The organism is Caulobacter sp. HMWF025 (genome assembly GCF_003060965.1).
Lineage (GTDB): Bacteria > Pseudomonadota > Alphaproteobacteria > Caulobacterales > Caulobacteraceae > Caulobacter.
In genome coordinates this window covers 1-18,888 of sequence record NZ_QAII01000016.1, presented here as the reverse complement: position 1 = coordinate 18,888, position 18,888 = coordinate 1, and the positions used below count along the sequence as shown (strand labels likewise).

21 protein-coding genes are annotated in these 18,888 nt (G+C 67.6%); 10 read left to right on the top strand and 11 right to left on the bottom strand.

All coding sequences use genetic code 11. The features are described from left to right. Nucleotides 1–21 precede the first annotated feature (21 nt). The gene (gene cobS / locus DBR10_RS02200; protein WP_108504779.1) at nucleotides 22–1,032 is read right to left on the bottom strand and encodes a cobaltochelatase subunit CobS; all 1,011 of its coding nucleotides are present in this window, start codon (nucleotides 1,030–1,032) and stop codon (nucleotides 22–24) included. Nucleotides 1,033–1,108: 76 nt separating this feature from the next. Then, entirely contained in the window at nucleotides 1,109–1,477 is a 369-nt protein-coding gene (locus tag DBR10_RS02195; protein WP_108504780.1) for an RcnB family protein, read from the bottom strand. Between the two features lie 148 nt (nucleotides 1,478–1,625). Between DBR10_RS02195 and DBR10_RS02190 the strand changes: the two genes are divergently transcribed. Beyond that, complete coding sequence (locus DBR10_RS02190) at nucleotides 1,626–2,333, top strand: phosphatase PAP2 family protein (protein WP_108489934.1); 708 nt, start codon at nucleotides 1,626–1,628, stop codon at nucleotides 2,331–2,333. A gap of 4 nt (nucleotides 2,334–2,337) precedes the next feature. On the opposite strand, the gene DBR10_RS02185 is transcribed toward DBR10_RS02190, so the two are convergent. Together DBR10_RS02185 and DBR10_RS02180 are read right to left on the bottom strand one after the other, a co-directional pair. Further along, complete coding sequence (locus DBR10_RS02185; protein WP_108504429.1) at nucleotides 2,338–2,775, bottom strand: hypothetical protein; 438 nt, start codon at nucleotides 2,773–2,775, stop codon at nucleotides 2,338–2,340. 88 nt (nucleotides 2,776–2,863) lie between these two features. Next, nucleotides 2,864–3,514 (bottom strand): J domain-containing protein, encoded by a 651-nt coding sequence (locus tag DBR10_RS02180; protein WP_108556107.1) that lies wholly within the window; start codon nucleotides 3,512–3,514, stop codon nucleotides 2,864–2,866. A 58-nt stretch (nucleotides 3,515–3,572) separates the two neighbouring features. On the opposite strand from DBR10_RS02180, the gene DBR10_RS02175 reads away from it, so the two are divergent. Both DBR10_RS02175 and cdd read left to right on the top strand, forming a co-directional pair. Continuing rightward, on the top strand, nucleotides 3,573–3,845 hold the full coding sequence (locus DBR10_RS02175; RefSeq protein ID WP_108504428.1) for a BolA family protein: 273 nt from the start codon (nucleotides 3,573–3,575) through the stop codon (nucleotides 3,843–3,845). A 101-nt stretch (nucleotides 3,846–3,946) separates the two neighbouring features. After that, nucleotides 3,947–4,357, top strand: a complete 411-nt coding sequence (gene cdd, locus DBR10_RS02170) for a cytidine deaminase (RefSeq protein ID WP_369831672.1) — start codon at nucleotides 3,947–3,949, stop codon at nucleotides 4,355–4,357. A gap of 117 nt (nucleotides 4,358–4,474) precedes the next feature. On the opposite strand, the gene DBR10_RS02165 is transcribed toward cdd, so the two are convergent. From DBR10_RS02165 to DBR10_RS02150, 4 genes are all read right to left on the bottom strand, one after another. Next, entirely contained in the window at nucleotides 4,475–7,711 is a 3,237-nt protein-coding gene (locus DBR10_RS02165; RefSeq protein ID WP_108504427.1) for a TonB-dependent receptor domain-containing protein, read from the bottom strand. A 431-nt stretch (nucleotides 7,712–8,142) separates the two neighbouring features. Further along, nucleotides 8,143–8,511, bottom strand: a complete 369-nt coding sequence (locus DBR10_RS02160) for a response regulator (protein WP_108504426.1) — start codon at nucleotides 8,509–8,511, stop codon at nucleotides 8,143–8,145. A 150-nt stretch (nucleotides 8,512–8,661) separates the two neighbouring features. Beyond that, complete coding sequence (gene aroB, locus DBR10_RS02155) at nucleotides 8,662–9,777, bottom strand: 3-dehydroquinate synthase (protein WP_108504425.1); 1,116 nt, start codon at nucleotides 9,775–9,777, stop codon at nucleotides 8,662–8,664. After that, nucleotides 9,774–10,343, bottom strand: a complete 570-nt coding sequence (locus DBR10_RS02150; protein ID WP_108504424.1) for a shikimate kinase — start codon at nucleotides 10,341–10,343, stop codon at nucleotides 9,774–9,776. Before DBR10_RS02150 ends, aroB begins: the two co-directional genes overlap by 4 nt. Nucleotides 10,344–10,433: 90 nt before the next feature. Here DBR10_RS02150 and DBR10_RS02145 point away from each other — a divergent pair, with 90 nt between their 5' ends. From DBR10_RS02145 to DBR10_RS02130, 4 genes are all read left to right on the top strand, one after another. After that, nucleotides 10,434–11,855 carry a hypothetical protein gene (locus DBR10_RS02145; protein ID WP_233243195.1) on the top strand — a complete coding sequence of 474 codons (1,422 nt, stop codon included), beginning with the start codon at nucleotides 10,434–10,436 and terminating at the stop codon, nucleotides 11,853–11,855. Continuing rightward, complete coding sequence (locus tag DBR10_RS02140; protein WP_108556106.1) at nucleotides 11,852–12,763, top strand: site-specific tyrosine recombinase XerD; 912 nt, start codon at nucleotides 11,852–11,854, stop codon at nucleotides 12,761–12,763. Before DBR10_RS02145 ends, DBR10_RS02140 begins: the two co-directional genes overlap by 4 nt. A gap of 94 nt (nucleotides 12,764–12,857) precedes the next feature. After that, nucleotides 12,858–13,079, top strand: a complete 222-nt coding sequence (locus DBR10_RS02135; RefSeq protein WP_056758688.1) for an alkylphosphonate utilization protein — start codon at nucleotides 12,858–12,860, stop codon at nucleotides 13,077–13,079. Nucleotides 13,080–13,161: 82 nt separating this feature from the next. Next, complete coding sequence (locus tag DBR10_RS02130) at nucleotides 13,162–13,851, top strand: hypothetical protein (RefSeq protein WP_108489573.1); 690 nt, start codon at nucleotides 13,162–13,164, stop codon at nucleotides 13,849–13,851. Between the two features lie 4 nt (nucleotides 13,852–13,855). Here the strand turns inward: DBR10_RS02130 and DBR10_RS02125 are convergent, their stop codons facing one another. The 3 genes from DBR10_RS02125 to DBR10_RS02115 all read right to left on the bottom strand — a co-directional run bounded on the left by DBR10_RS02125 (nucleotide 13,856) and on the right by DBR10_RS02115 (nucleotide 15,384). After that, complete coding sequence (locus DBR10_RS02125; protein WP_108489572.1) at nucleotides 13,856–14,512, bottom strand: hypothetical protein; 657 nt, start codon at nucleotides 14,510–14,512, stop codon at nucleotides 13,856–13,858. Further along, on the bottom strand, nucleotides 14,509–14,838 hold the full coding sequence (locus DBR10_RS02120; RefSeq protein WP_108504423.1) for a PadR family transcriptional regulator: 330 nt from the start codon (nucleotides 14,836–14,838) through the stop codon (nucleotides 14,509–14,511). The genes DBR10_RS02125 and DBR10_RS02120 overlap by 4 nt, the downstream gene beginning before the upstream one ends. Nucleotides 14,839–14,904: 66 nt before the next feature. Beyond that, on the bottom strand, nucleotides 14,905–15,384 hold the full coding sequence (locus DBR10_RS02115) for a VOC family protein (RefSeq protein WP_108489687.1): 480 nt from the start codon (nucleotides 15,382–15,384) through the stop codon (nucleotides 14,905–14,907). Between the two features lie 162 nt (nucleotides 15,385–15,546). On the opposite strand from DBR10_RS02115, the gene DBR10_RS02110 reads away from it, so the two are divergent. The 3 genes from DBR10_RS02110 to DBR10_RS02100 all read left to right on the top strand — a co-directional run bounded on the left by DBR10_RS02110 (nucleotide 15,547) and on the right by DBR10_RS02100 (nucleotide 18,849). Next, nucleotides 15,547–16,548 (top strand): aldo/keto reductase, encoded by a 1,002-nt coding sequence (locus tag DBR10_RS02110; RefSeq protein WP_108504422.1) that lies wholly within the window; start codon nucleotides 15,547–15,549, stop codon nucleotides 16,546–16,548. A 77-nt stretch (nucleotides 16,549–16,625) separates the two neighbouring features. Continuing rightward, complete coding sequence (locus tag DBR10_RS02105) at nucleotides 16,626–17,645, top strand: mechanosensitive ion channel family protein (RefSeq protein WP_108504421.1); 1,020 nt, start codon at nucleotides 16,626–16,628, stop codon at nucleotides 17,643–17,645. A gap of 154 nt (nucleotides 17,646–17,799) precedes the next feature. Next, complete coding sequence (locus DBR10_RS02100) at nucleotides 17,800–18,849, top strand: HpcH/HpaI aldolase/citrate lyase family protein (protein WP_108504420.1); 1,050 nt, start codon at nucleotides 17,800–17,802, stop codon at nucleotides 18,847–18,849. Nucleotides 18,850–18,888 lie beyond the last annotated feature (39 nt).

The window sequence follows — 18,888 nt, the reverse complement described above, 5'->3', positions numbered from 1 at the left end:
GTCGTGGGGCGGGGGCGGCCCTTAAGACACCTTCACCCGCGCCGCGCTCTCCGGCAGGTCCGTCCCGAAGGCGCGCTGGAAGAACTCGGCCACGGTGGGGCGTTCGAGTTCGTCGCACTTGTTCAGGAAGGTCAGGCGGAAGGCCAGGGCGATGTCGTTGTCGAAGATCTCGGCGTTCTGGGCCCAGGTGATCACGGAGCGCGGGCTCATGACCGTGCTGATGTCGCCGTTCATGAAGGCGTTGCGGGTCATGTCGGCGACGCGGACCATGGCCGAGATCGTGCGCTTGCCCTCGACGGTGTCGTAGGAGGTGTTCTTGGCCAGAACGATGGCGGCCTCGACGTCGTGTTCCAGATAGTTGAGCGTCGTGACGATGCTCCAGCGGTCCATCTGGCCCTGATTGATCTGCTGGGTGCCGTGATAGAGGCCGGTGGTGTCGCCCAGACCGATGGTGTTGGTCGTCGAGAACAGGCGGAAATAGGGGTTGGCGCGGATCACGCGGTTCTGGTCCAGCAGGGTCAGCTTGCCGCCGGCCTCGAGCACGCGCTGGATCACGAACATCACGTCGGGGCGCCCCGCGTCATATTCGTCGAACACCAGGGCCACCGGGCGCTGCAGCGACCAGGGCAGGATGCCTTCGCGGAACTCGGTGATCTGCTTGCCTTCTTTCAGGACGATGGCGTCCTTGCCGACCAGATCGATGCGGCTGATGTGGCTGTCGAGATTGACGCGCACCAGCGGCCAGTTCAGCCGGGCGGCGATCTGCTCGATGTGGGTCGACTTGCCGGTGCCGTGATAGCCCTGGACCATGACCCGACGGTCATTGGCAAAGCCGGCGCAGATGGCCTTGGTCGTCTGCGGGTCAAACCGGTAGGACGGGTCGATCTCCGGCACGTGGCTGTCACGGTGGCTGAAGGCGGGGACCTTCATGTCACTGTCGACGCCGAACGCGTCGCGGAGCGTCACCCAGCGGTCGGGGACCAGGGTGATCAGGGGATCGACGGCGGAGCTGGTTTCGGCGAACTCGGGCATGGCTACCGGATTAGCCGGTTGACGTGGGGGAGGGGAAGAGGGCGCCGCACCGCGACACCCCCATCCGGTCGACTTTTTAGTGATTGGCGAGGATCACCGAGATGATCAGGCCTGTCGCCACGGCCGTCAGCAGGTAGCGGTCATCGACACGCTGCCAGCGATAGCCCCGCGGCGGCGTGCGCAGGCCGTGACGGCGGTAGTCGCTGACATGGTGGCGGTTGTCGCGGTAGCGGGCGTCGAGTCGCTGGCCGCGCGCCCATCGGCGATACGCGCGGCGATCATCCCGTCGATCGTCGCGGGCCTCGCGCCGGTCATCCCGGCGGTTATCGGTATGGCCTTGTTCGTAGCGGCCGTTGCGGCGGTGGTCCTCGTGCTGCGGGGCGGCGATCGCGGCCGTTCCGGCCAGCAGGGTGAGGGCGAGGGCAGTGAGGGCAAGACGCTTCATGGCGGTCTCCTTTTCGGGGTCCGCACCCTGGGAAAAACCGATGGGGACCCGCTCTGAACGGCCCGCGTCCGTGGCGGTTCATGGCCCAGAGGCGAAATCTGCAGGATCAGGGCGGCACCAAGCTTGGCCTTCAGGCGTTCAGAGCGGCATGAAAGTCGCAAATCCCCGTCACGGCCTGTCCGGCCTGCTGGCCAGCGCGCGCCGCGAAGTGGGCGCGACAGTCGCACTGCTGGTCCTGGCGCTCGGCGGGCTGGCCTTCCTCTCGATTGCCGATGAGGTCGCCGAAGGGGAGACGCGCGCCCTGGACCTGGCCATCCTGCTGGCCCTGCGCCGTCCCGGCGCGGGCCGGGACCTGGTGGGCCCCGACTGGTTGCACCTTGCGGCCATCGATGTGACCGCGCTCGGATCCCTGGCGGTCCTGGGCCTGCTCGTGCTGCTCGCCTGCGCCGTGATGGCCTGCCTCGAGCGATGGGGCGAGGCTGCTCTGCTGCTGGTCGGGGCCGGCGGCGGCCTGGCCATCAGCCAGGGGCTGAAGGCGCTGTTTATGCGTGAGCGTCCGGACCTGGCCTTTCGCGCGGTCGAGGCGGTCAATGCCAGCTTTCCCTCCGGCCACGCCATGCTGTCGGCGGTCGTGTTTCTGATCCTGGGGGCCCTGGGCGCACGGTTTTCAGAGCGAAGGCGGCTGAAGGTCCTGGCCCTTAGCGCGGCGGTCGGGCTGTCGCTACTGGTCGGGATCAGCCGGATCTATCTGGGGGTTCACTGGGCCAGCGATGTGCTGGCCGGCTGGTGCGTGGGCGCGGCATGGGCCATGGCGTGCTGGCTGGCGGCCCTGGCCTGGACCCGCTGGCGGACCTGAGTCCTCAGGCCGTCTTGGGCTTGGGGCGCCAGGCCAGTTCGATGGCGGTCCAGATGGCGCCGGCCAGGTCCAGGGCCCCGACCAGCAGCCACGGGCGGGGCAGGTGGCCGGTCAGGACCATGGCACCGATGACCACGGGCGAGAGAACGCGAAGGGTCACGGACGCCCGCATGAAGGTCCGCGCCCCCGTCCAGCCGGCGACGTGATAGGCCACCGAATAGCAGACGATGACCAGGCCGAAGGCCCGGACCCAGGGCTCGGCACCGGCCGGCAGCTGGACGTGAAGCAGGGCTGTGGTCTGGACCGGAACAAGGGCGAAGGCCGCCCCGATGCTGGACAGCAGACCGCCCCAGAACCAGATGCTCCAGGGGATCCCGAACGGCGTCGGTACGACGGGCGTCGGCGCGTCGGCGAGGCCAGTATCCCGGCTTTGGTCGGTCATTGTCGTCGTCGTCCCTTCACGCCTGATCCCCCCGGGGCGCGGGGGGGAGCATGGCGAGAGCCGCGTCGCGCCGCAAGGGTTCAGGTCGTCAGGTTGTAAGGCCGGCCTTTTGCAGGGTCTTGTACGCCTTGATGACACGCGCCAGCTTGTGCTCGGCACTGCGGTCGCCGCCGTTGACGTCCGGGTGGCAGCGCTTCAGCAGTTCCTTGTAGCGGGCCCGGATGGCGGGGCCGTCGGCCGTACCGTCGAGGTCGAGGTCGGCCAGGGCCGTGCGTTCCAGCTTGCCCAGATGGCGTTCGCCGGCGGCCCGCTCGGCCTCGGCCTTGCGCTGCTGGGCCCGGAACAGGCCGAACGGGTCGGCGATGTGGCGGGCGTCGCGGGCGGCCATGGCGGCGGCCTCGCGCGAGCGGCTGTCGGCCTTGAAGCTCCAGGTCGGGCGACCGCCGGTGACCTTTTCGATCTCCTGCTCGGACCGGATCTGCGCCTCGTTCATGCCGGCGAAGAAGTTCCAGTTCTTGTTATATTCGGCCGCGTGCTTCTGGCAGAACCAGTAGTGCTCGTTGGGCATGTTGCGGGCCTTGGGCGCCTTGGCCGATCCGGCCAGGCGACAGTCGGGATGGTCGCAACGTTTCTCGCCGGGCTTCAGGCCCAGCACGTCAGGCGTCTCGCTCTCGCCCGCCTTGGGCGGACGGACGCGGATGTCGAAAAACTTCGGGCGGTATTCAAACTCACGGCTCATGAGCCCTAGAGTAAGCTACCGCTATTTCCGTTCAAGGATTGACATGCGAGAGTCAGGCATGGGTGCCATTTCCGATACCATTCGCAGCAAGCTGGAGACCGCTTTTCAGCCGGTCCGGCTGGATCTGACCGACGACAGCGACCGCCATCACGGCCATGCCGGTCACAGCGGCTCCGGTGAGAGCCATTTCAACCTGACGATCGAGGCCGAGGCCTTTGCCGGCAAGGGCCGGGTGATGCGCCAGCGCATGGTCTACCAGGTGCTGGCCGACGAGATGGCGGGCCCCGTCCATGCCCTTTCGATCATCGCGCGGGCTCCCGGGGAAAGCTGACCGGCAGCGTGCGAAGGGGCTTGCGTCAGGCCCCCGCGACTGATTGCCTCGCGGCCCGGCGCGATCCTGCCGGATCGATCAGAGCCCGCCTGAGCGCCGACATGTCCATGACCCCCGCCCTTGAGGCCGAAGCTGCAGCACGCCTTCCGGACCTGCTGACCCGGGCCTATGCTCGCTATTCCCGGTTCACGGTCGCCGCCGCCGTCATCGATGAGGACGGTGCGGTCCATCTCGGCGTCAATGTCGAGAACGCGGCCTATCCGTCCGGCACCTGCGCCGAACAGACGGCGATCGGGGCGATGGTCACGGCCGGCGGGCGGCGAATCAACCGGGTGCTGATCGCCGCCGGCTCCAATGCCGTGGTGCAGCCCTGCGGAGCCTGCCGTCAGCGCATCGCCGAGTTCGCCTCGGATACCTGCGAGATCGTGTCCGTCCAGGACGGTGTTCCGACCCGCCGCACGGCGTTCCGGGACCTGCTGCCGGAAAGCTTCGGACCCCGCGACCTCGATTAGGCGCTGATCCGGCGAGCCCCTGCGGGGGGGGGGGGCGTCCCGACCAGGGCAACGGCCATAGAAAAAGGGGCGGTCCGAAGACCGCCCCTTTCCTGTCTCTGACGCTTTCGCGCCGGCTTACATCTTGTAGTTGAAGCCGACGAAGAAGCGGCGACCGAACAGGTCGAAGTTGTCCGAGCTGGTGTTGCCCAGCCACGCCGCCGGTTGGGCGTCGAAGGCGTTGACCACGCCACCGCGGATCGTGAAGTCTTCCTTCGGGCTGTAGCGCACGGTGAAGTCGTGCTGAATGAACGAGCCCGAGGTGAAGTACTTGTTGTCGTAGGTGTCGAGGTTGCCGCCGATGTTGTCGGCGTCGATGATTTCCTGCGACGACTGCCAGTCGGCGGCCCACTGGATCGCCAGCTTGTCGTTGACGGTCCAGTTGACCTTGGAGCTGAAGCGCACGCGCGGCAGGCCCAGGGTGGTTTCGAAGTCGGTGTGCTCGTTCGGGTTCGAGATGTTCGTGAAGTCGTGCTGCTCGAACAGGTAGGTGCCGCTCAGACGATAGTCGATGCGACCCCAGTCCAGACCCGTCAGGGCCGCGACATCGGTCCGGTACAGGTACTGGAAGTCGATGCCGCGGTTCATCGTGCGGGCATAGTTCACCGAGCCCTGGATGAAGTCGACGATGCCGTAGGCCGGGGTGGTGCCCTGGCCGGCAGCGCCGGTGCGGGTGATGGTGGCGCAGATGCCGGGGTTCAGGACATCGCCCGAGACGCACTGGTTGGCGGCGGTCTGGGCGCTGACCGAGGCGATCACGTCCTTGATGTCGATGTCATAGTAGTCGACGACGAAGGTCGAGTTCGGCCAGAAGCGCGGCGTCACGATCATCGAGAAGGTCGAGCTGAACGACTTTTCGGGCTTCAGGAACGGGTTGCCCGCGTTCTTGCCGGCCGGGGTGCTCGTATAGTTGATCACGGTGCCGGCAGGGATACCCAGCAGGGCGCAATTCTTGATGCGGTTCTGGCGGGTCTTTTCATCGATGCCCGTTGCCGTAGCCGGGTTGCTGCAGGGGTCGCCGATCGTGGCGAAGGTCTGGGTTGCCGGGCGGAAGTTTTCCGACAGGGTCGGAACGCGGACGGCCTTACCCGCAGTGGCGCGGAACAGGATGTCCTCGATCGGACGCCACGAGGCGTTGAAGTTGTACGTGTCGGTCTTGCCGACCGTCGTGTACTCCGAGCGACGGAACGCCGCGCCGACTTCCATCGACTTGGCCAGGAACATGTCCCGCAGAAGCGGCAGGCGGATTTCGCCGAAGGCTTCCTTGGTTTCGTAGCCGACCTTCGGGAAGTCCGGTCCGGTGTTCAGGAACAGCAGGCGGTCGCCGGTCGAGCTGGAACGGCCGATCGACTCGGTGGTTTCCTTGCGCCATTCGGCACCGACGGCCAGGCCGATGCGGCCGGCACCCCAGAAGTCCCAGAGCTCGCCCGAGACATAGCCCAGGGCATCCTGCTGGGTGTTCTTGTCCTGGACGTTGATCTCGGCGTCGAAATACTTCCGGGAAGCGGTCGTGTAGCCGTTTTCACCGAAGACGCGCGAGGGCGTGCACTCGGTGATTTCCTTGTAGGCGGCGGTGCCGGCCGTGTAGTTGCCGCCGCGCAGCTGGTCGGCGATCGTGGTGCCGTTGGCAGCCAGCAGCTTCACGCGGCAGACGACTTCGCCGGGCTTGCCGTTGACCACACCGGCGGTGTCGACCACGGCGTCAACCGAGTGCTTGAAGCGGACGACGTCGACGGCGCGCTCATAGTTGACGTTCTCGAGCGAGCCGGCGGTGTAGCTCAGTTCGTAGCTCAGGTTCTTGATGAAGCTGAACTCGTCCTTGGTGCCGCGGGCACCCACGACATAGCGCTGCAGTTCCTTCTGGTTCAGCTGGCTGCGGCTCGGGCCGAAGATGCTGAGACGGGCGCGGGCATCGGTGATCGTTGCGGTGACGACGCCGGATGCGTTGATCGAGGGGCGAGTGTTGGACAGGATCGCGGCCTTCACGGTCGGATCCAGATAGGCGCTGTCGAGGCCGATATTGAAGGCCGAGGTGCCGATCAGCAGGCCGTTGGCGGTGCTGTTCAGATTGACCAGACCGATATCGAAGAAGGTCTGCTGGCTTTCGTCGTAGGTCTCTTCCTTGATGTACTTGCCTTCAGCGAAGAGTTGCAGGTCTTCGGTGAGGTTGAAGTTCAGGCCACCCTGGACGCGCTTGTTTTCCGATTCCGGCAGACGGCTGAACTGGCTGAACTCGGTGTTGATGTTCAGGCCGTCGCCGCCGACGTTAAGCGAGCGGGCCCGGCCGACGTTGTTGCGGATCGTGCCGAAATTGGCCAGACGGCCCTTGCCGGTCGAGTCGAACTGGAAGGTCTTGCCGGGTTCGGCGAAGATACAGTTGGCGCTGATCGAGCCGGTCGAGGCCGAGGTGCCGGGGCAGGTCTGCAGCGTGATGTTGCGGCTGGCATCCGGCAGGATGTCGTTGGTCAGGATCAGGGTGCCGCCGCGCGAACGCGAGATGTTGCGCACGTCGCGCAGCAGGACGCTGTCGAAGATGCCGTCATTGTTGGCGTTGGCCGGGTCGAAGTCGACGGCGACCAGCGAGAAGGCGTCACGACGCCAGTGCATTTCGCTGTCGAGAACTTCGTCGTTCTTTTCGTATTCGGCCGAGGCGTAAACGTTCAGCTTGCCGTCGAAGAAGTTGTGACCGACCAGGGCCGAGAAGCGGCGGTTCAGGTCGCCACCGACCTTGGCGCTCTTGTTGATCTGGGCGACGGTGCCGTCGACCTCGACGCCTTCAAAGTCACGACGCAGGATGAAGTTGACCACGCCCGAGACGGCGTCGGCGCCGTACTGGGCCGAGTTCGCGCCGGTGATGATTTCAACGTTCTGGATCAGCAGGCGCGGAATGGTGTCGACGTCGACCGACAGGCCGCCCGAGGACGAACCGACGTGGCGACGGCCGTCGACCAGGGTCAGGGTGCGGTTGGAGCCCAGGTCGCGCAGGTTCAGCAGCGACAGACCACCGTCGTTCAGGCCCGAGCCCGTGGTGTCTTCAGGAACGATCGAGCCCGACAGGGCGGGGATGTCGGCGAGCACGTCGATGACGCTGGCCTGACCGGTCGACACGACTTCGTCGCGCGAAACCTGGATCAGCGGGGTCGGCGAGTTGGTGGGGTCGCGGCGAATGCGCGAACCGGTCACGACCACTTCTTCGACCGTGGTGTCTTCCTTGGCAGCCGCGGGGGCCGTCTGGGCGAAAGTTACCGTCGGGGCCAGGAGCGCGACGCTCCCCAGCATCGTCGTGGCCAGGAGAAGCTTGGTCTTCAACGCCATTGTTCCGTTGTCCTCTAAACTAACAACGCCCCCGTGCGCGCACGGCGCGGGGGGCGAGAGGTCCATTCCTCAACGCCGACGTTATCGGCTTTGGCCGTCGCAAAAAGGGAACATGGCGCGATTGCGCCGCTACGGCGCCGCTCAGTTACAAAAAAGTCACGATTTGGGCGGGTTTGTGGCGGTAGGGGCCAAATTTGCCCCAATGCGAGCCTGAGCCCTACGTTAACAACCGGTAACAAAGGGTAAATTTCACCTCGCCTCAGGGCGGGGTTCGCTGAAATCTACAGCTCTAAGGCGAGTTTGGGTGAGAATTGACAAACTTCGGGTGGAAAATTTTCGTTTCTGACCGGAACGGGCATCTGGGGTTGTGCCCAAATCGGGGGCGCATATGCCCTGATTGTGAGCGCAGCAGCGCTCGGGAGGCGCCAGATCTAGGCGGTCTGGCTGGCCAGTTCTTCCAGAACGCGGCGCAGATCGGCTTCCCGGAACGGCTTTTGCAGCACGAGGGCCCCGCGGTGGCCTTCCGAGAGTCCCGCCTCGCCGTACCCGCTGGCGAAGGCGAACGGAACGCCGCGCGCCTTGAGGGCATCAGCGACGGGGAAGATCGGCCGGCCACCCAGGTTCACATCCAGAAGCGCTGCATCGATCTCCGCAGAGCCTGCAAGGCGCAGGGCCTCTTCGATTTCAGCCGCAGGCCCGACGACGGTACAGCCCAGGTCGCTGAGCATGTCCTCGACGAGCATCGAGACGAGGGCCTCGTCTTCGACAACGAGAACTTTCAGGTCGGACAGCTTGCTCATGGTCGCGGCTCCGGGGTGCGCATCGGAAGCCCCATGCGGCGGAACATACTGACGCTACCGCAAGTTATCGCAAGCCCCCGCAACAGGTCTGGCGCGAAGCATTTTTCTCAAGGCGTCTCAATACTTAAGGCCAAGCTTGCCGCGCGGCGGTCAGGCCAGGGCCCCTTCGTCCTCGACCAGGAAGGCGTGCAGGGCCTGCCGGTCGACATCGCGGGCCACGAAGGCCTCGCCGATCGCGCGGACGAGAACGAAGGTCAGCTTGCCGCCTTCGGCCTTCTTGTCCTGGCCGCAGTGGGCGATCAGGGCGTCTGCGGAGAAGGGCTCGGGCCGGACATCGCCGAGGCGCGTCGGCAGCCCCGCCGCCTTGATGGCGGCCTCGGCGCGGACGGCGTCCTGGGCCGGGCACAGGCCCATGCGGGCCGAGAACCGGAAGGCCTGGGCCATGCCGACCCCGACGGCCTCGCCGTGCTTGAGCGCGTCGCCAAAACCCATCTCGGCCTCGATGGCATGGCCGAAGGTGTGGCCGAGATTGAGCAGGGCCCGGCGGCCGGCCTCCTTCTCGTCCTCGGCGACGATCTCGGCCTTCATCTCGACGCTGCGACCGACCGCATGAACGAGAGCGGCGCTGTCGCGGGCCAGCACGGCGGCGACCCGGGCCTCGAGCCAGTCGAAGAAGGCAAAGTCGCCGAGCAGGCCGTACTTGATGATCTCGGCATAGCCGCAGGCCATTTCGCGGCCGGGCAGGGTGGCCAGGACATCGAGATCGGCCAGCACCAGGCGCGGCTGGTGGAAGGCTCCGATCAGGTTCTTGCCGCGCGGCGTGTCGATGGCCGTCTTGCCGCCGACCGAACTGTCGACCTGGGCCAGCAGGGTGGTGGGGATCTGGATGAAATCCATGCCGCGCTTGTAGATCGCGGCGGCAAAGCCGGTCAGGTCGCCGATGACCCCGCCGCCGAAGGCGATGACGAGGTCGCCGCGTTCCAGGCCCAGGGCCAGCAGCCGGTCGGACAGGTCCTCCAGTCCGGCGAAGCTCTTGGTCTCCTCGCCCGGCGGCAGGACGATCAGGTCGACGGCGATCCCGGCCTGGCGCAGGGACGCCGACAGGCGCTCGCCGTGCAGGGCGGCGACATGACTGTCGGTGACGACGGCGGTGCGCTTGCGCTTGAGCAGGGGCGCGATCCGCGCGGCGGCCGCGTCGATCAGGCCGCCACCGATGACCACGTCATAGGCGCGCTCGCCCAGTCCGACAGAGACGGTCTTGATCATGGCTGGAAAGCTTCCTGGTCGTAGCGGTCGCGCAGGGCCCGGATCACGGCATCGACGGCCACGGCGTGCGGCGTGTCGCCGGTCTGGACGTGCAGGTGGGCCTGGGCATAGGCGGGGTAGCGGGCCTCGGCGAGCTCGGCCAGCACCTCGACCGGATTGCGGTTCTTGAGTAGCGGCCGGTTGTCCTTGCGGCCCACCCGGCGGGCCAGGAGCTCGATATCGGCCTTCAGCCAGACCGAGATCGCGTGTTCATTGATCAGGGCCCGCGTCTCGTCATTGACGAAGGCCCCGCCGCCGGTGGCCAGCACGTGGGGCGGCTCTTCCAGCAGGCGGGCGATCACCCGGCGCTCGCCGTCGCGGAAGGCCGGTTCGCCCAGATCCGCGAAGATTTCCGGAATGGAGCGCCCGGCGGCGTTCTCGACTTCGGTGTCGGCGTCGCGGAACGGCATGTCGAGCGCTGTCGCCAGCCGGCGGCCCACGCTGGACTTGCCCACGCCCATCAAACCCACCAGCACGATGGTGCGGTTGCGCAGGGCCTGGAGCGGAGAAACAGTGTCGTCGGTCATGATGCGGTCGCGGGTTTACACGAGGCTTGCCCGATGCGCCAAGTTTCCCTGAACCTCCAGCTGCGGCATAAGTCGGACATGGTGTCTCGCATGCGTTTTTCCCGTCCTTCGGTCCTGGCCTGCGCGCTGGCGGCCGCGATCACGACTCCCGTCTTTGCCCAGGTTCAGGTCCAGACCCTGGCTCCGCCGGACCTGTTCTCGACCCCGGCCGGTCCGACCGATCTGGGCCTGGACCTGTGGACGGATACCGCGCCGGGGATCGCCCGCGACGCCCTGCCCAAACTGGCGGCCAAGCCCCTGTCGCCGGCCTTTTCCGCCCTGGCGCGCCGGGTTCTGGCGACCGGAGCCCATGCGCCGCCCGGTATGGGCGATGCGCCCGACCTGGGCGCGGCCCGGGCCATGGCCCTGATCGCCTTGGGTGAGGCCGCCGGGGCGGATCGTATTCTGGACCGCGTGCCGGGCCTCTCGACCCAGGCCGGCCTGTCGATGGCGGCCGCCGAAGCCGCGCTGATCCAGGGCGATGACGACAAGGCCTGCCGGCTGGGCGAGGCGCTCACGGTCGAGCGCGGCGCGGCCTACTGGCTGCGGCTGCGGGCGTTCTGCCAGTTCCGGGCCGGCCAGACCGAGGCCGCGCAACTGACCTTTTCTCTGGCCCAACAGCAGACCCGCGATGCCGACTACGGGCGCCTGATGACGGCCCTGCTGGCCGCGTCCCCCACGCCCGGTGCCGCCAACTTGCGCAATGGCATCAACTACGCCCTGTCGCGGGCCCTGAAACTCGATATCCGCGCCGCGGCCGGTACAGCCTCCCCGGCCGTGAAGCCGGTCGTGCAGATGCCGCCGGCGGCACCGGGTGCCGATCTGGCGGCGGCCGAGACCTCGGATCTGGCCTTCCTGCGCCAGGCCAAGGGTCTGGCGGCTTTCGTTGAGGCAGCCCGCGCCGCCTCGCCCTCGATCGCGGCGCTGGCCCAGTCGGGACAGGCTTTGCAGGACCACGTCCTGCTGGCCCGCGCCGCCCTGGCCGCCGGCGACGCGGCCTCGGCCCGGGCGCTGCGGGCGAAGGTCCCGGCTGATGCGGTGCCGGTCCTCGATCTGGCCCTGCTCGATGCGATGCTGGCGGCCGAGGCCGGTCAGGCTGATCCGGCGCTGCTCTCCCGGCTGGCCACCCTCGGAACGGACGGCGGAGCCAGGTCGCCGGCCCAGCCCGCGACCCTGCTGCTGGCGGCGCTGGGCGGGAAGCTGGATGCCGAGACCCGGGGTCGCGTGGCGGGCTTCGAGATTGCCCGGTCTGCCGCCGCTCCCGCCCGGATCGTGGTCCTCAATGCTGCCGCTATGGCCGGTCGCAAGGGTGAGACGGCGCTGATGGCCCTGTCGGTCGCCGCCGAGGCCGGACCTGTCGGGCCGACTGCCGCCGATCGGGCCATGCTGGCCCGGGCCCTGCTGGCGGCGGGCCTCGTCACCGACGCCCGCGCCGTGGTCATCGAGGGCCTGCTGGCCCTGCAGGTCAAATGAGCGCCGCCGGCTGGGTCGAGGCCTTTCTGGAAATGATGGCGGTCGAGCGGGGCGCGGCTCGCAACACCCTGACGGCCTATGGCAAGGATCTCGACGATGCGCGCGCCTTCCTGGCGGGGCAGGGCCTGGATCTGGATGCGGCCGCTGCCGAAGACATCGAGGCCTGGTTCCAGGATCTCGGAGCCAGGGGCCTGTCGCCGGCGACCGCCGCCCGTCGTCGCTCAGCCGTGCGCCAGTTCTACCGGTTCGTGCTGGGCGAGGGCTGGCGACAGGATGACCCGTCCCGCCGGGTCGTCGCCCCCAAGGCCGGGCGGCCCCTGCCCAGGGTGCTGTCGCGCGAGGACGTCAATGCCCTGATCGCGGCAGCGGCCGAGAAGGACAACGCCCAGGGCCTGCGACTCGCGGCGATGATCGCGCTGCTCTACGCCTCGGGCCTGCGGATCAGCGAACTGCTGGCCTTGCCGGTGACGGCCATGGCCCGTGATCCGGCCTTCCTGATGGTGAAAGGCAAGGGCGGCAAGGAGCGGCTGGCCCCGCTGAACGCCTCGGCCAAGGCCGCCGTCAGCGCCTATCTCGCCGTCCGCCCCGGCTTTCTGGCCAGGGGGCTGAAGGACAGTCCGTGGCTGTTCCCCTCGCGCTCGGCCTCGGGACGTCTGACCGCCCGGCGGGTCTCGCAACTGCTGGAGGACGCCGCCATCGCGGCCGGGATCGACCGCGCGAAGGTCAGCCCTCACGTGCTGCGCCATGCCTTCGCCACCCACCTGCTGGAAGGCGGTGCCGACCTGCGGGTGATCCAGACCCTGCTGGGCCATGCCGATATCGCCACGACCCAGATCTATACCCATGTGGCCAGCGATCACCTGGCCGAGGTGGTGAAGTCCAAGCACCCGCTGGGCCGAAAGGGCTAGGCGACGGCTTGCAACGGCGCGCCGGTCTCTCTAGGAAAGCCCCTCAAAATTGTGTGGATTTGCCCCGGCGATCCACGTTTCGAGCGAGACCCCCATGTCGGACGAAACCCGCGACAGCAACGGCACCATCCTGGCCGACGGCGACAACGTCACCCTGATCAAGGACCTTAAGGTCAAGGGCTCGGGCGGCGTCACCCTGAAGCGCGGCACTCTGGTCAAGAACATCCGTCTGACCGGCGATACCGACGAGATCGAAGCCAATGTCGAGAAGGTTCGCGGCCTGGTGCTGCGGACGGAGTTCGTCAAAAAGGCTTGATTGCCCGGCGCTTAGCCTTTGCTAACGCCCTTGCGCTAGGCTGCAGGCTCGTCTGGCAGAACGCCGTTCGGAGCCTGGGTCCATGCTGTCGATTGTGCCGTCCGGGGCCCTGCGCCCCCTGACCGTTCCGGCGTCCGCGCCGATGGCCGGACAGGCCTATGCCCTGGCCAAGGCCACGCGCACGCCGCGACCCGGCAGTGCGCTGCCGGATCTGGACAGCCTGAAGAAGCAGATGAAGGCCAGCCGCAAGGCGCTGATCGGTGACGCCAAGGGCCGGGTCCGCGAAAAGATCAACCAGCTGCGCGACCAGCTGAAGCTGATCAAAAAGCTCTATGCCGAGGATCCCCGCAACATGGCCCGGCGGCTGGCGGCCCTGGCCAAGGAGCTGAAGGTCGCGGTCAAGGACTATGCCAAGGCCGCCAAGGAAGGCGGGGAGATGGTCAACCAGGCCATCGCCGCCGCCGATGATGCCGCCCTGCCGGCCGAAACCCGCGCCAGCGAGCGCAAGACCGCCGAGGACGAGGCCAAGCAGGAAGCCACCGGCGATATGGACTTCATCAAGGAGGTCCGGGAGTTCAGCCGGACCCTGAAGGAGCAGCTGCAGACCGCCCGGATCAAGGCCACCCTGACCGTCGAGGGCAAGTTCGAGGAGTCGGAGGACTACAAGGACGCCGAGGAGGGCCTCAAGGCGGTCGATGAGTCGACCGAGAGCCTCGATCAGCAGATCCGCGCTGACATGCCGCCGGGCAGCCTGATGACCCTGGAAGCCTGACGGCTCAGGCGGTGGCCGGGGCCTTTGCCGGCAGGTGCCGCTCGGCCAGCATGAAGGTCGCGGCGGCCAGGATCAGCAGCCCGAACGCCAGCGAATAGAGCCAGGCGATCTCGTGATGGACGAGATAGGGGGCCTGGGTGGCCTTCATGGCCAGGGCATTGCCGGTGTTGATCGCCAGACCGGCCCCGGCGGTGAGGATGAGCGCCCTGAAGTGGCGATGGGCCAGCATCCAGGCGCAGAGGGCAAAGCCAAGGGTCATGGTGACCAGCGCCGCCACATGCCAGGCGGGGATCAGGCCGATGCCGGCCAGGGCCTGTTCGGCGCTCATGCCCCTGAACACCGGGAACCGGCCGACCCAGCCGGTCATGCCGTGGGTCTTCAGATCGTTGAGGATGGCGACCCAGTAGAGCAGGAAGGCGGCATGGACCCCGGCGGTCAGCAGGGTGACGGCCATGGTCCCGAAACGTCCGAAGGCGAGAGCGATCCGCATGGGCGAGATCCTTTGCTGATATGCGGCCAGAACGCAGCCGCCGGCGAAGGCCAGGGCCTCGCGGGGCTGGTCGATGATCAGGAGTTCCGCGGCCATGCCGTCGGCCCAGTCCCGGCGGCTGGCCGGCATGACGGCGGTGGCGTGGCGCAGCAGCAGCCGGGCGAGGGTCACAGGGCCGCTCCGCGGGCTTGCGGCTGAAGAGATGAGGACTCGCCGGACGCCGTGGCCACCGCGCCGAGGCGCTGCCGGGCGAGGGCGGTTCCGGCCTCGGTCAGGCGGTAGGCATGGCGGGCCGGGCGGCCGGGCTGCAGGGGCTGGCGCCACTCGGCCTCCAGCAGGCCCTGATCACTCAGCCGGATCAGCAGCGGGTACAGGGTGCCTGACTTCAGGCCGGTTTCCTTCGACAGGTCATAACCGTATCGCCAGGCCTGGGGCTGCTCCAGCAGGGCGGCCAGGACGACGGAGGTCTGACGGGAGATGTTCGGCGGGCGGGTCATGGCCCTATAAGCGACATATGTAGAGTTTGAGTCAAGCCCGGTCGCTCAAGGTTGGTGGCGGCCTTTTCAGGCGGTTTCGGCTGCTGCCGCTTCCAGCATTGCGATGTCCAGCTTGACCATCTGCATCATCGCTCCGGCGACGCGGCCGGCCTTCGCTTTGTCCGGATCGGTCATCAGTTCGATCATACGCCGAGGTACAACCTGCCAGGACAGGCCGAAGCGGTCCTTCAGCCAGCCGCATTGCAAGGCCTTGCCGCCATTTGCCAACAGGGCATCCCAGTAGTGATCGACCTCGCCCTGGTCAGAGCACTCGATCACGAACGAAACGGCCTCACTGAACGTGAAGTGGGGCCCGCCATTCAGGGCGGTGACGGACTGGCCGTCCAGTTCGAAGCCAATGGTCATGACCGAACCGGCCGGGCCGGGACCGCCCTCTCCGTAACGGTTGATGCTGGTGATCTTCGAGTTGGGAAAAATCGAGACATAGAGGCCGGCGGCCTCCTCGGCCTGGGTGTCAAACCACAGGAACGGGCTGATCTTGGGCATGGTCTTCCTCCGCGGATCGGGCGTGGCGGCTCGCTCCCGGAGCCTGGACGGCCGCCCCGTCGCCGGTCGACACCTTGCCGCGAATTTTTCGTCCGCGCATCAGGGCTGCGCCGGAGAGGAATGGTGCCTATATGGCGTTAACCCAAAATCAGGAGCAGCCCCATGAAGACGCGGAAACTCGGCGATGGTCTGGAGGTCTCGGCCCTGGGGCTGGGCTGTATGGGGATGAGCTGGGCCTATGGCCCGGCTCCGGAAAAGGCCGAGACGTTCAAGCTGTTGGCCCGGGCGGTCGAGCTGGGCGTGACCTTCTTCGATACGGCCGAGGTCTATGGGCCCTTCGTCAATGAGGAGCTTGTCGGCGAAGGGCTGAAGCCGTTCCGTGACAGGGTGGTGATCGCCACCAAGTTCGGCTTCAAGATCCTGCCGCCCGACGAAAACGGCGTGCGCCGGATGGTCGGGGTCGACAGCCGGCCCGAGCACATTCGTGAGGTGGCGGAAGCCTCGCTGAAGCGGCTGGGCGTCGAGGCGATCGATCTGCTCTATCAGCACCGGGTCGATCCGTCGGTGCCGATCGAGGATGTGGCCGGAACGGTGCGGGACCTGATCGCCGAGGGCAAGGTCAAGCATTTCGGCCTGTCCGAAGCCGGGGCCGAGACCATCCGCAAGGCTCATGCGGTCCAGCCCGTGGCGGCCCTGCAGAGCGAATACTCCCTGTGGACGCGCGATGTCGAAGCCCAGATCCTGCCGACCATCCGCGAGCTGGGCATCGGCCTGGTGCCTTACAGCCCGCTGGGCCGGGGCTTCCTGACCGGGGCCCTGACCAGCAATGAAGGCCTGGCTAAGGACGATTTCCGCCGGGGCCTGCCGCGCTTCCAGGGCGAGGCCCTGGCCAGCAACCTGTCACTGGTCGAGGCCCTGACCCTGATCGCCGGCGAGAAGGGCATCACCTCGGCCCAGCTGGCGCTCGCCTGGCTGCTGCACCAGGGCGGCGACATCGCCCCGATCCCCGGCACCACCAAGATCAGCCGGCTAGAGGAGAACCTCGGGGCGGTCGAGGTGGCCCTGTCGGCCGACGACCTGGCCCGGATCGCTGCGGCCGTGCCGGAAACGGCGATCGAGGGCGAGCGCTACAGCGAGGCCGGCCTGGCCATGGTCGGGCGCTAGGGGACTTTCCGGCTTCCGGCCCGCTGGATGTCGGCGCGAGGTTGAGCCTTGCCGCCGACTCCCGCACAGTGCCGTCCATGGCCGATAATCCGCTGCAACGACTCGACGCCTTCGAACTGGTCCGGCTGGGCAAGACCTCGGTCACCGTCGGGGGGCTTGTCGCCGGTGTGCTGATCGTCGGGGCGGCCCTGATCGCCTCGCAACTGGTGGCGGCCGGCCTGCAGCGCCTGCGGGCCCGCGCCGCCGGCAGCGCCGCCTCGCTCTATATCGTCGAGAAGGTCGTCACCTATGGTCTGGTGCTGATCGGCTTCGTCGCCGGTCTGTCGACCATGGGGCTGGACCTGACCTCGCTGGCGGTGTTCGCCGGCGCGCTCGGCGTCGGCGTCGGTCTGGGCCTGCAGGGCATGGTCAAGGACTTCGCCTCGGGCATCTCGCTGGTGTTCGAACGGCTGGTGGCGGTCGGCGACTTCGTCGAGCTGCCCGGTGGCCAGCGCGGCGTCGTGCAGGAGGTCGGCCCGCGGGCCACCCGGATCCGGACCAATGACAGCACCGACCTGATCGTGCCCAACTCGGTGCTGGTCAATGACCTCGTGATCAACTGGACCCTGCGCAACACCAACCGCCGCATCCGGGTGCCGTTCGTCACCGCCTTCGGGGTCGACAAGCAGAAGGTTCGCGAGGCGGTGCTGAAGGCCGCCAGGTCGGTGTCCTTCACCTCGCCTGACGACGCCGTGCGCCGCACCCAGGTCTGGCTGGTCGGCTATGGCGAGCACGCCCTGAAGTTCGAACTGATCGTCTGGCCGACCGTCGAGGCGGTGCGCCGCCCGGCGGCGATCTTCGCGGCCTATACCTGGGCCATCGACGATGCCCTGCGCGAGGCCGGGATCGAGATCCCCTATCCGCAGCGCGACATCCGCCTGCGTGGCCTGTTCGGCGAGGAGGGCGACGAGGCCCTGACCAGCCTGCGCCTCGAGCCCTCGACCCGCCGCCGCAAGGCCCGGGCCGGCAAGGCGGCGTCCAACAATGACGCGGCCCACGACCTTGAGCTCGAGGATCCGGAAGACGTTCCACCGCCGGCCCCGGGCGGGCGCAGCTGACGTTTCTGAACGTTGATCACCTTGGGTGGCTTGACGCCCATGCCGCGCCGCCGCAATGTTCTCGCAACTGCGAAAAGCAGCGGCGTGGTCGCCGGGACGGAGCGGGCGAAGTGCCCCCGTCGCGGGCCAGGCTGAACACAACGGGGAGACGCGCATGAAGACCGCACGAGGCTTTTTCAAACCCCTGGCCATCGGTGCGCCGACGCCCTACCGCGAGCTGCCGGCCCGGGTCGAGCGGATGATCCACTTCGTGCCGCCGCACCTTGAAAAGGTCCGCGCCAAGCTGCCCGAGATCGCCCCGACCGTTGATGTGATTCTGGCCAATCTCGAAGACGCCATCCCGGCCGACGCCAAGGGCGCGGCCCTGGCCGGCACGATCGCGATGTCGCGCGAGGTAGATTTCAAGGCCCTCGATGTCGGCCTCTGGGTGCGGATCAACTGCCTCAACTCGCCCTGGCACCTCGACGAGGTGGCGACCCTGGTCGAGAAGGCCGGCGACAAGATCGACGTGATCATGGTGCCCAAGGTCGAGGGGCCGTGGGACATCTTCTATATGGACCAACTGCTGGCCTCGCTGGAGGCCAAGCACGGGGTCACCCGGCCGATCCTGCTGCACGCCATCCTGGAAACGGCCGAGGGCGTGATGAACGTCGAGGCCATCGCCGCCGCCAGCCCGCGCATGCAGGGCATCAGCCTGGGCCCGGCCGACCTCGCCGCCAGCCGCGCCATGAAGACCACCCGGGTCGGCGGCGGCCATCCCGGCTACCGCGTCATCGAGGATCCGCATGCCGACGGCGCGGCCCGCGCCTCGGTGCAGCAGGATCTCTGGCACTATACCTTCGCCAAGATGGTCGACGCCTGCGCCGCCCATGGCATCAAGCCGTTCTACGGCCCGTTCGGCGCGATCGACGATCCGGTCGCCTGCGAACAGCAGTTCCGCAATGCCTTCCTGATGGGCTGCGCCGGGGCCTGGAGCCTGCACCCCAGCCAGATCGCCATCGCCAAACAGGTCTTCAGCCCGGCCCCGGACGAGGTGCTGTTCGCCAAGCGCATCCTCGAAGCCATGCCCGACGGCACCGGCGTGGCCATGCTGGACGGCAAGATGCAGGACGATGCGACCTGGAAACAGGCCAAGGTCATGGTCGACTGCGCGCGTCAGATCGCCGCCAAGGATGCGGAGTATGCGGCGCTGTACGGGTTCTAGTGACATTACCCCTCCCCCTCGATGGGGGAGGGGCAGGGG

What these genes read in the sequence shown, in the direction of transcription:
- cobS (WP_108504779.1), bottom strand. Translation starts at nt 1,032, where the DNA reads ATGCCCGAGTTCGCCGAAACCAGCTCCGCCGTCGATCCCCTGATCACC.
- DBR10_RS02195 (WP_108504780.1), bottom strand. Translation starts at nt 1,477, where the DNA reads ATGAAGCGTCTTGCCCTCACTGCCCTCGCCCTCACCCTGCTGGCCGGA.
- DBR10_RS02190 (WP_108489934.1), top strand. Translation starts at nt 1,626, where the DNA reads ATGAAAGTCGCAAATCCCCGTCACGGCCTGTCCGGCCTGCTGGCCAGC.
- DBR10_RS02185 (WP_108504429.1), bottom strand. Translation starts at nt 2,775, where the DNA reads ATGACCGACCAAAGCCGGGATACTGGCCTCGCCGACGCGCCGACGCCC.
- DBR10_RS02180 (WP_108556107.1), bottom strand. Translation starts at nt 3,514, where the DNA reads ATGAGCCGTGAGTTTGAATACCGCCCGAAGTTTTTCGACATCCGCGTC.
- DBR10_RS02175 (WP_108504428.1), top strand. Translation starts at nt 3,573, where the DNA reads ATGGGTGCCATTTCCGATACCATTCGCAGCAAGCTGGAGACCGCTTTT.
- cdd (WP_369831672.1), top strand. Translation starts at nt 3,947, where the DNA reads ATGTCCATGACCCCCGCCCTTGAGGCCGAAGCTGCAGCACGCCTTCCG.
- DBR10_RS02165 (WP_108504427.1), bottom strand. Translation starts at nt 7,711, where the DNA reads ATGGCGTTGAAGACCAAGCTTCTCCTGGCCACGACGATGCTGGGGAGC.
- DBR10_RS02160 (WP_108504426.1), bottom strand. Translation starts at nt 8,511, where the DNA reads ATGAGCAAGCTGTCCGACCTGAAAGTTCTCGTTGTCGAAGACGAGGCC.
- aroB (WP_108504425.1), bottom strand. Translation starts at nt 9,777, where the DNA reads ATGATCAAGACCGTCTCTGTCGGACTGGGCGAGCGCGCCTATGACGTG.
- DBR10_RS02150 (WP_108504424.1), bottom strand. Translation starts at nt 10,343, where the DNA reads ATGACCGACGACACTGTTTCTCCGCTCCAGGCCCTGCGCAACCGCACC.
- DBR10_RS02145 (WP_233243195.1), top strand. Translation starts at nt 10,434, where the DNA reads ATGCGTTTTTCCCGTCCTTCGGTCCTGGCCTGCGCGCTGGCGGCCGCG.
- DBR10_RS02140 (WP_108556106.1), top strand. Translation starts at nt 11,852, where the DNA reads ATGAGCGCCGCCGGCTGGGTCGAGGCCTTTCTGGAAATGATGGCGGTC.
- DBR10_RS02135 (WP_056758688.1), top strand. Translation starts at nt 12,858, where the DNA reads ATGTCGGACGAAACCCGCGACAGCAACGGCACCATCCTGGCCGACGGC.
- DBR10_RS02130 (WP_108489573.1), top strand. Translation starts at nt 13,162, where the DNA reads ATGCTGTCGATTGTGCCGTCCGGGGCCCTGCGCCCCCTGACCGTTCCG.
- DBR10_RS02120 (WP_108504423.1), bottom strand. Translation starts at nt 14,838, where the DNA reads ATGACCCGCCCGCCGAACATCTCCCGTCAGACCTCCGTCGTCCTGGCC.
- DBR10_RS02115 (WP_108489687.1), bottom strand. Translation starts at nt 15,384, where the DNA reads ATGCCCAAGATCAGCCCGTTCCTGTGGTTTGACACCCAGGCCGAGGAG.
- DBR10_RS02110 (WP_108504422.1), top strand. Translation starts at nt 15,547, where the DNA reads ATGAAGACGCGGAAACTCGGCGATGGTCTGGAGGTCTCGGCCCTGGGG.
- DBR10_RS02105 (WP_108504421.1), top strand. Translation starts at nt 16,626, where the DNA reads ATGGCCGATAATCCGCTGCAACGACTCGACGCCTTCGAACTGGTCCGG.
- DBR10_RS02100 (WP_108504420.1), top strand. Translation starts at nt 17,800, where the DNA reads ATGAAGACCGCACGAGGCTTTTTCAAACCCCTGGCCATCGGTGCGCCG.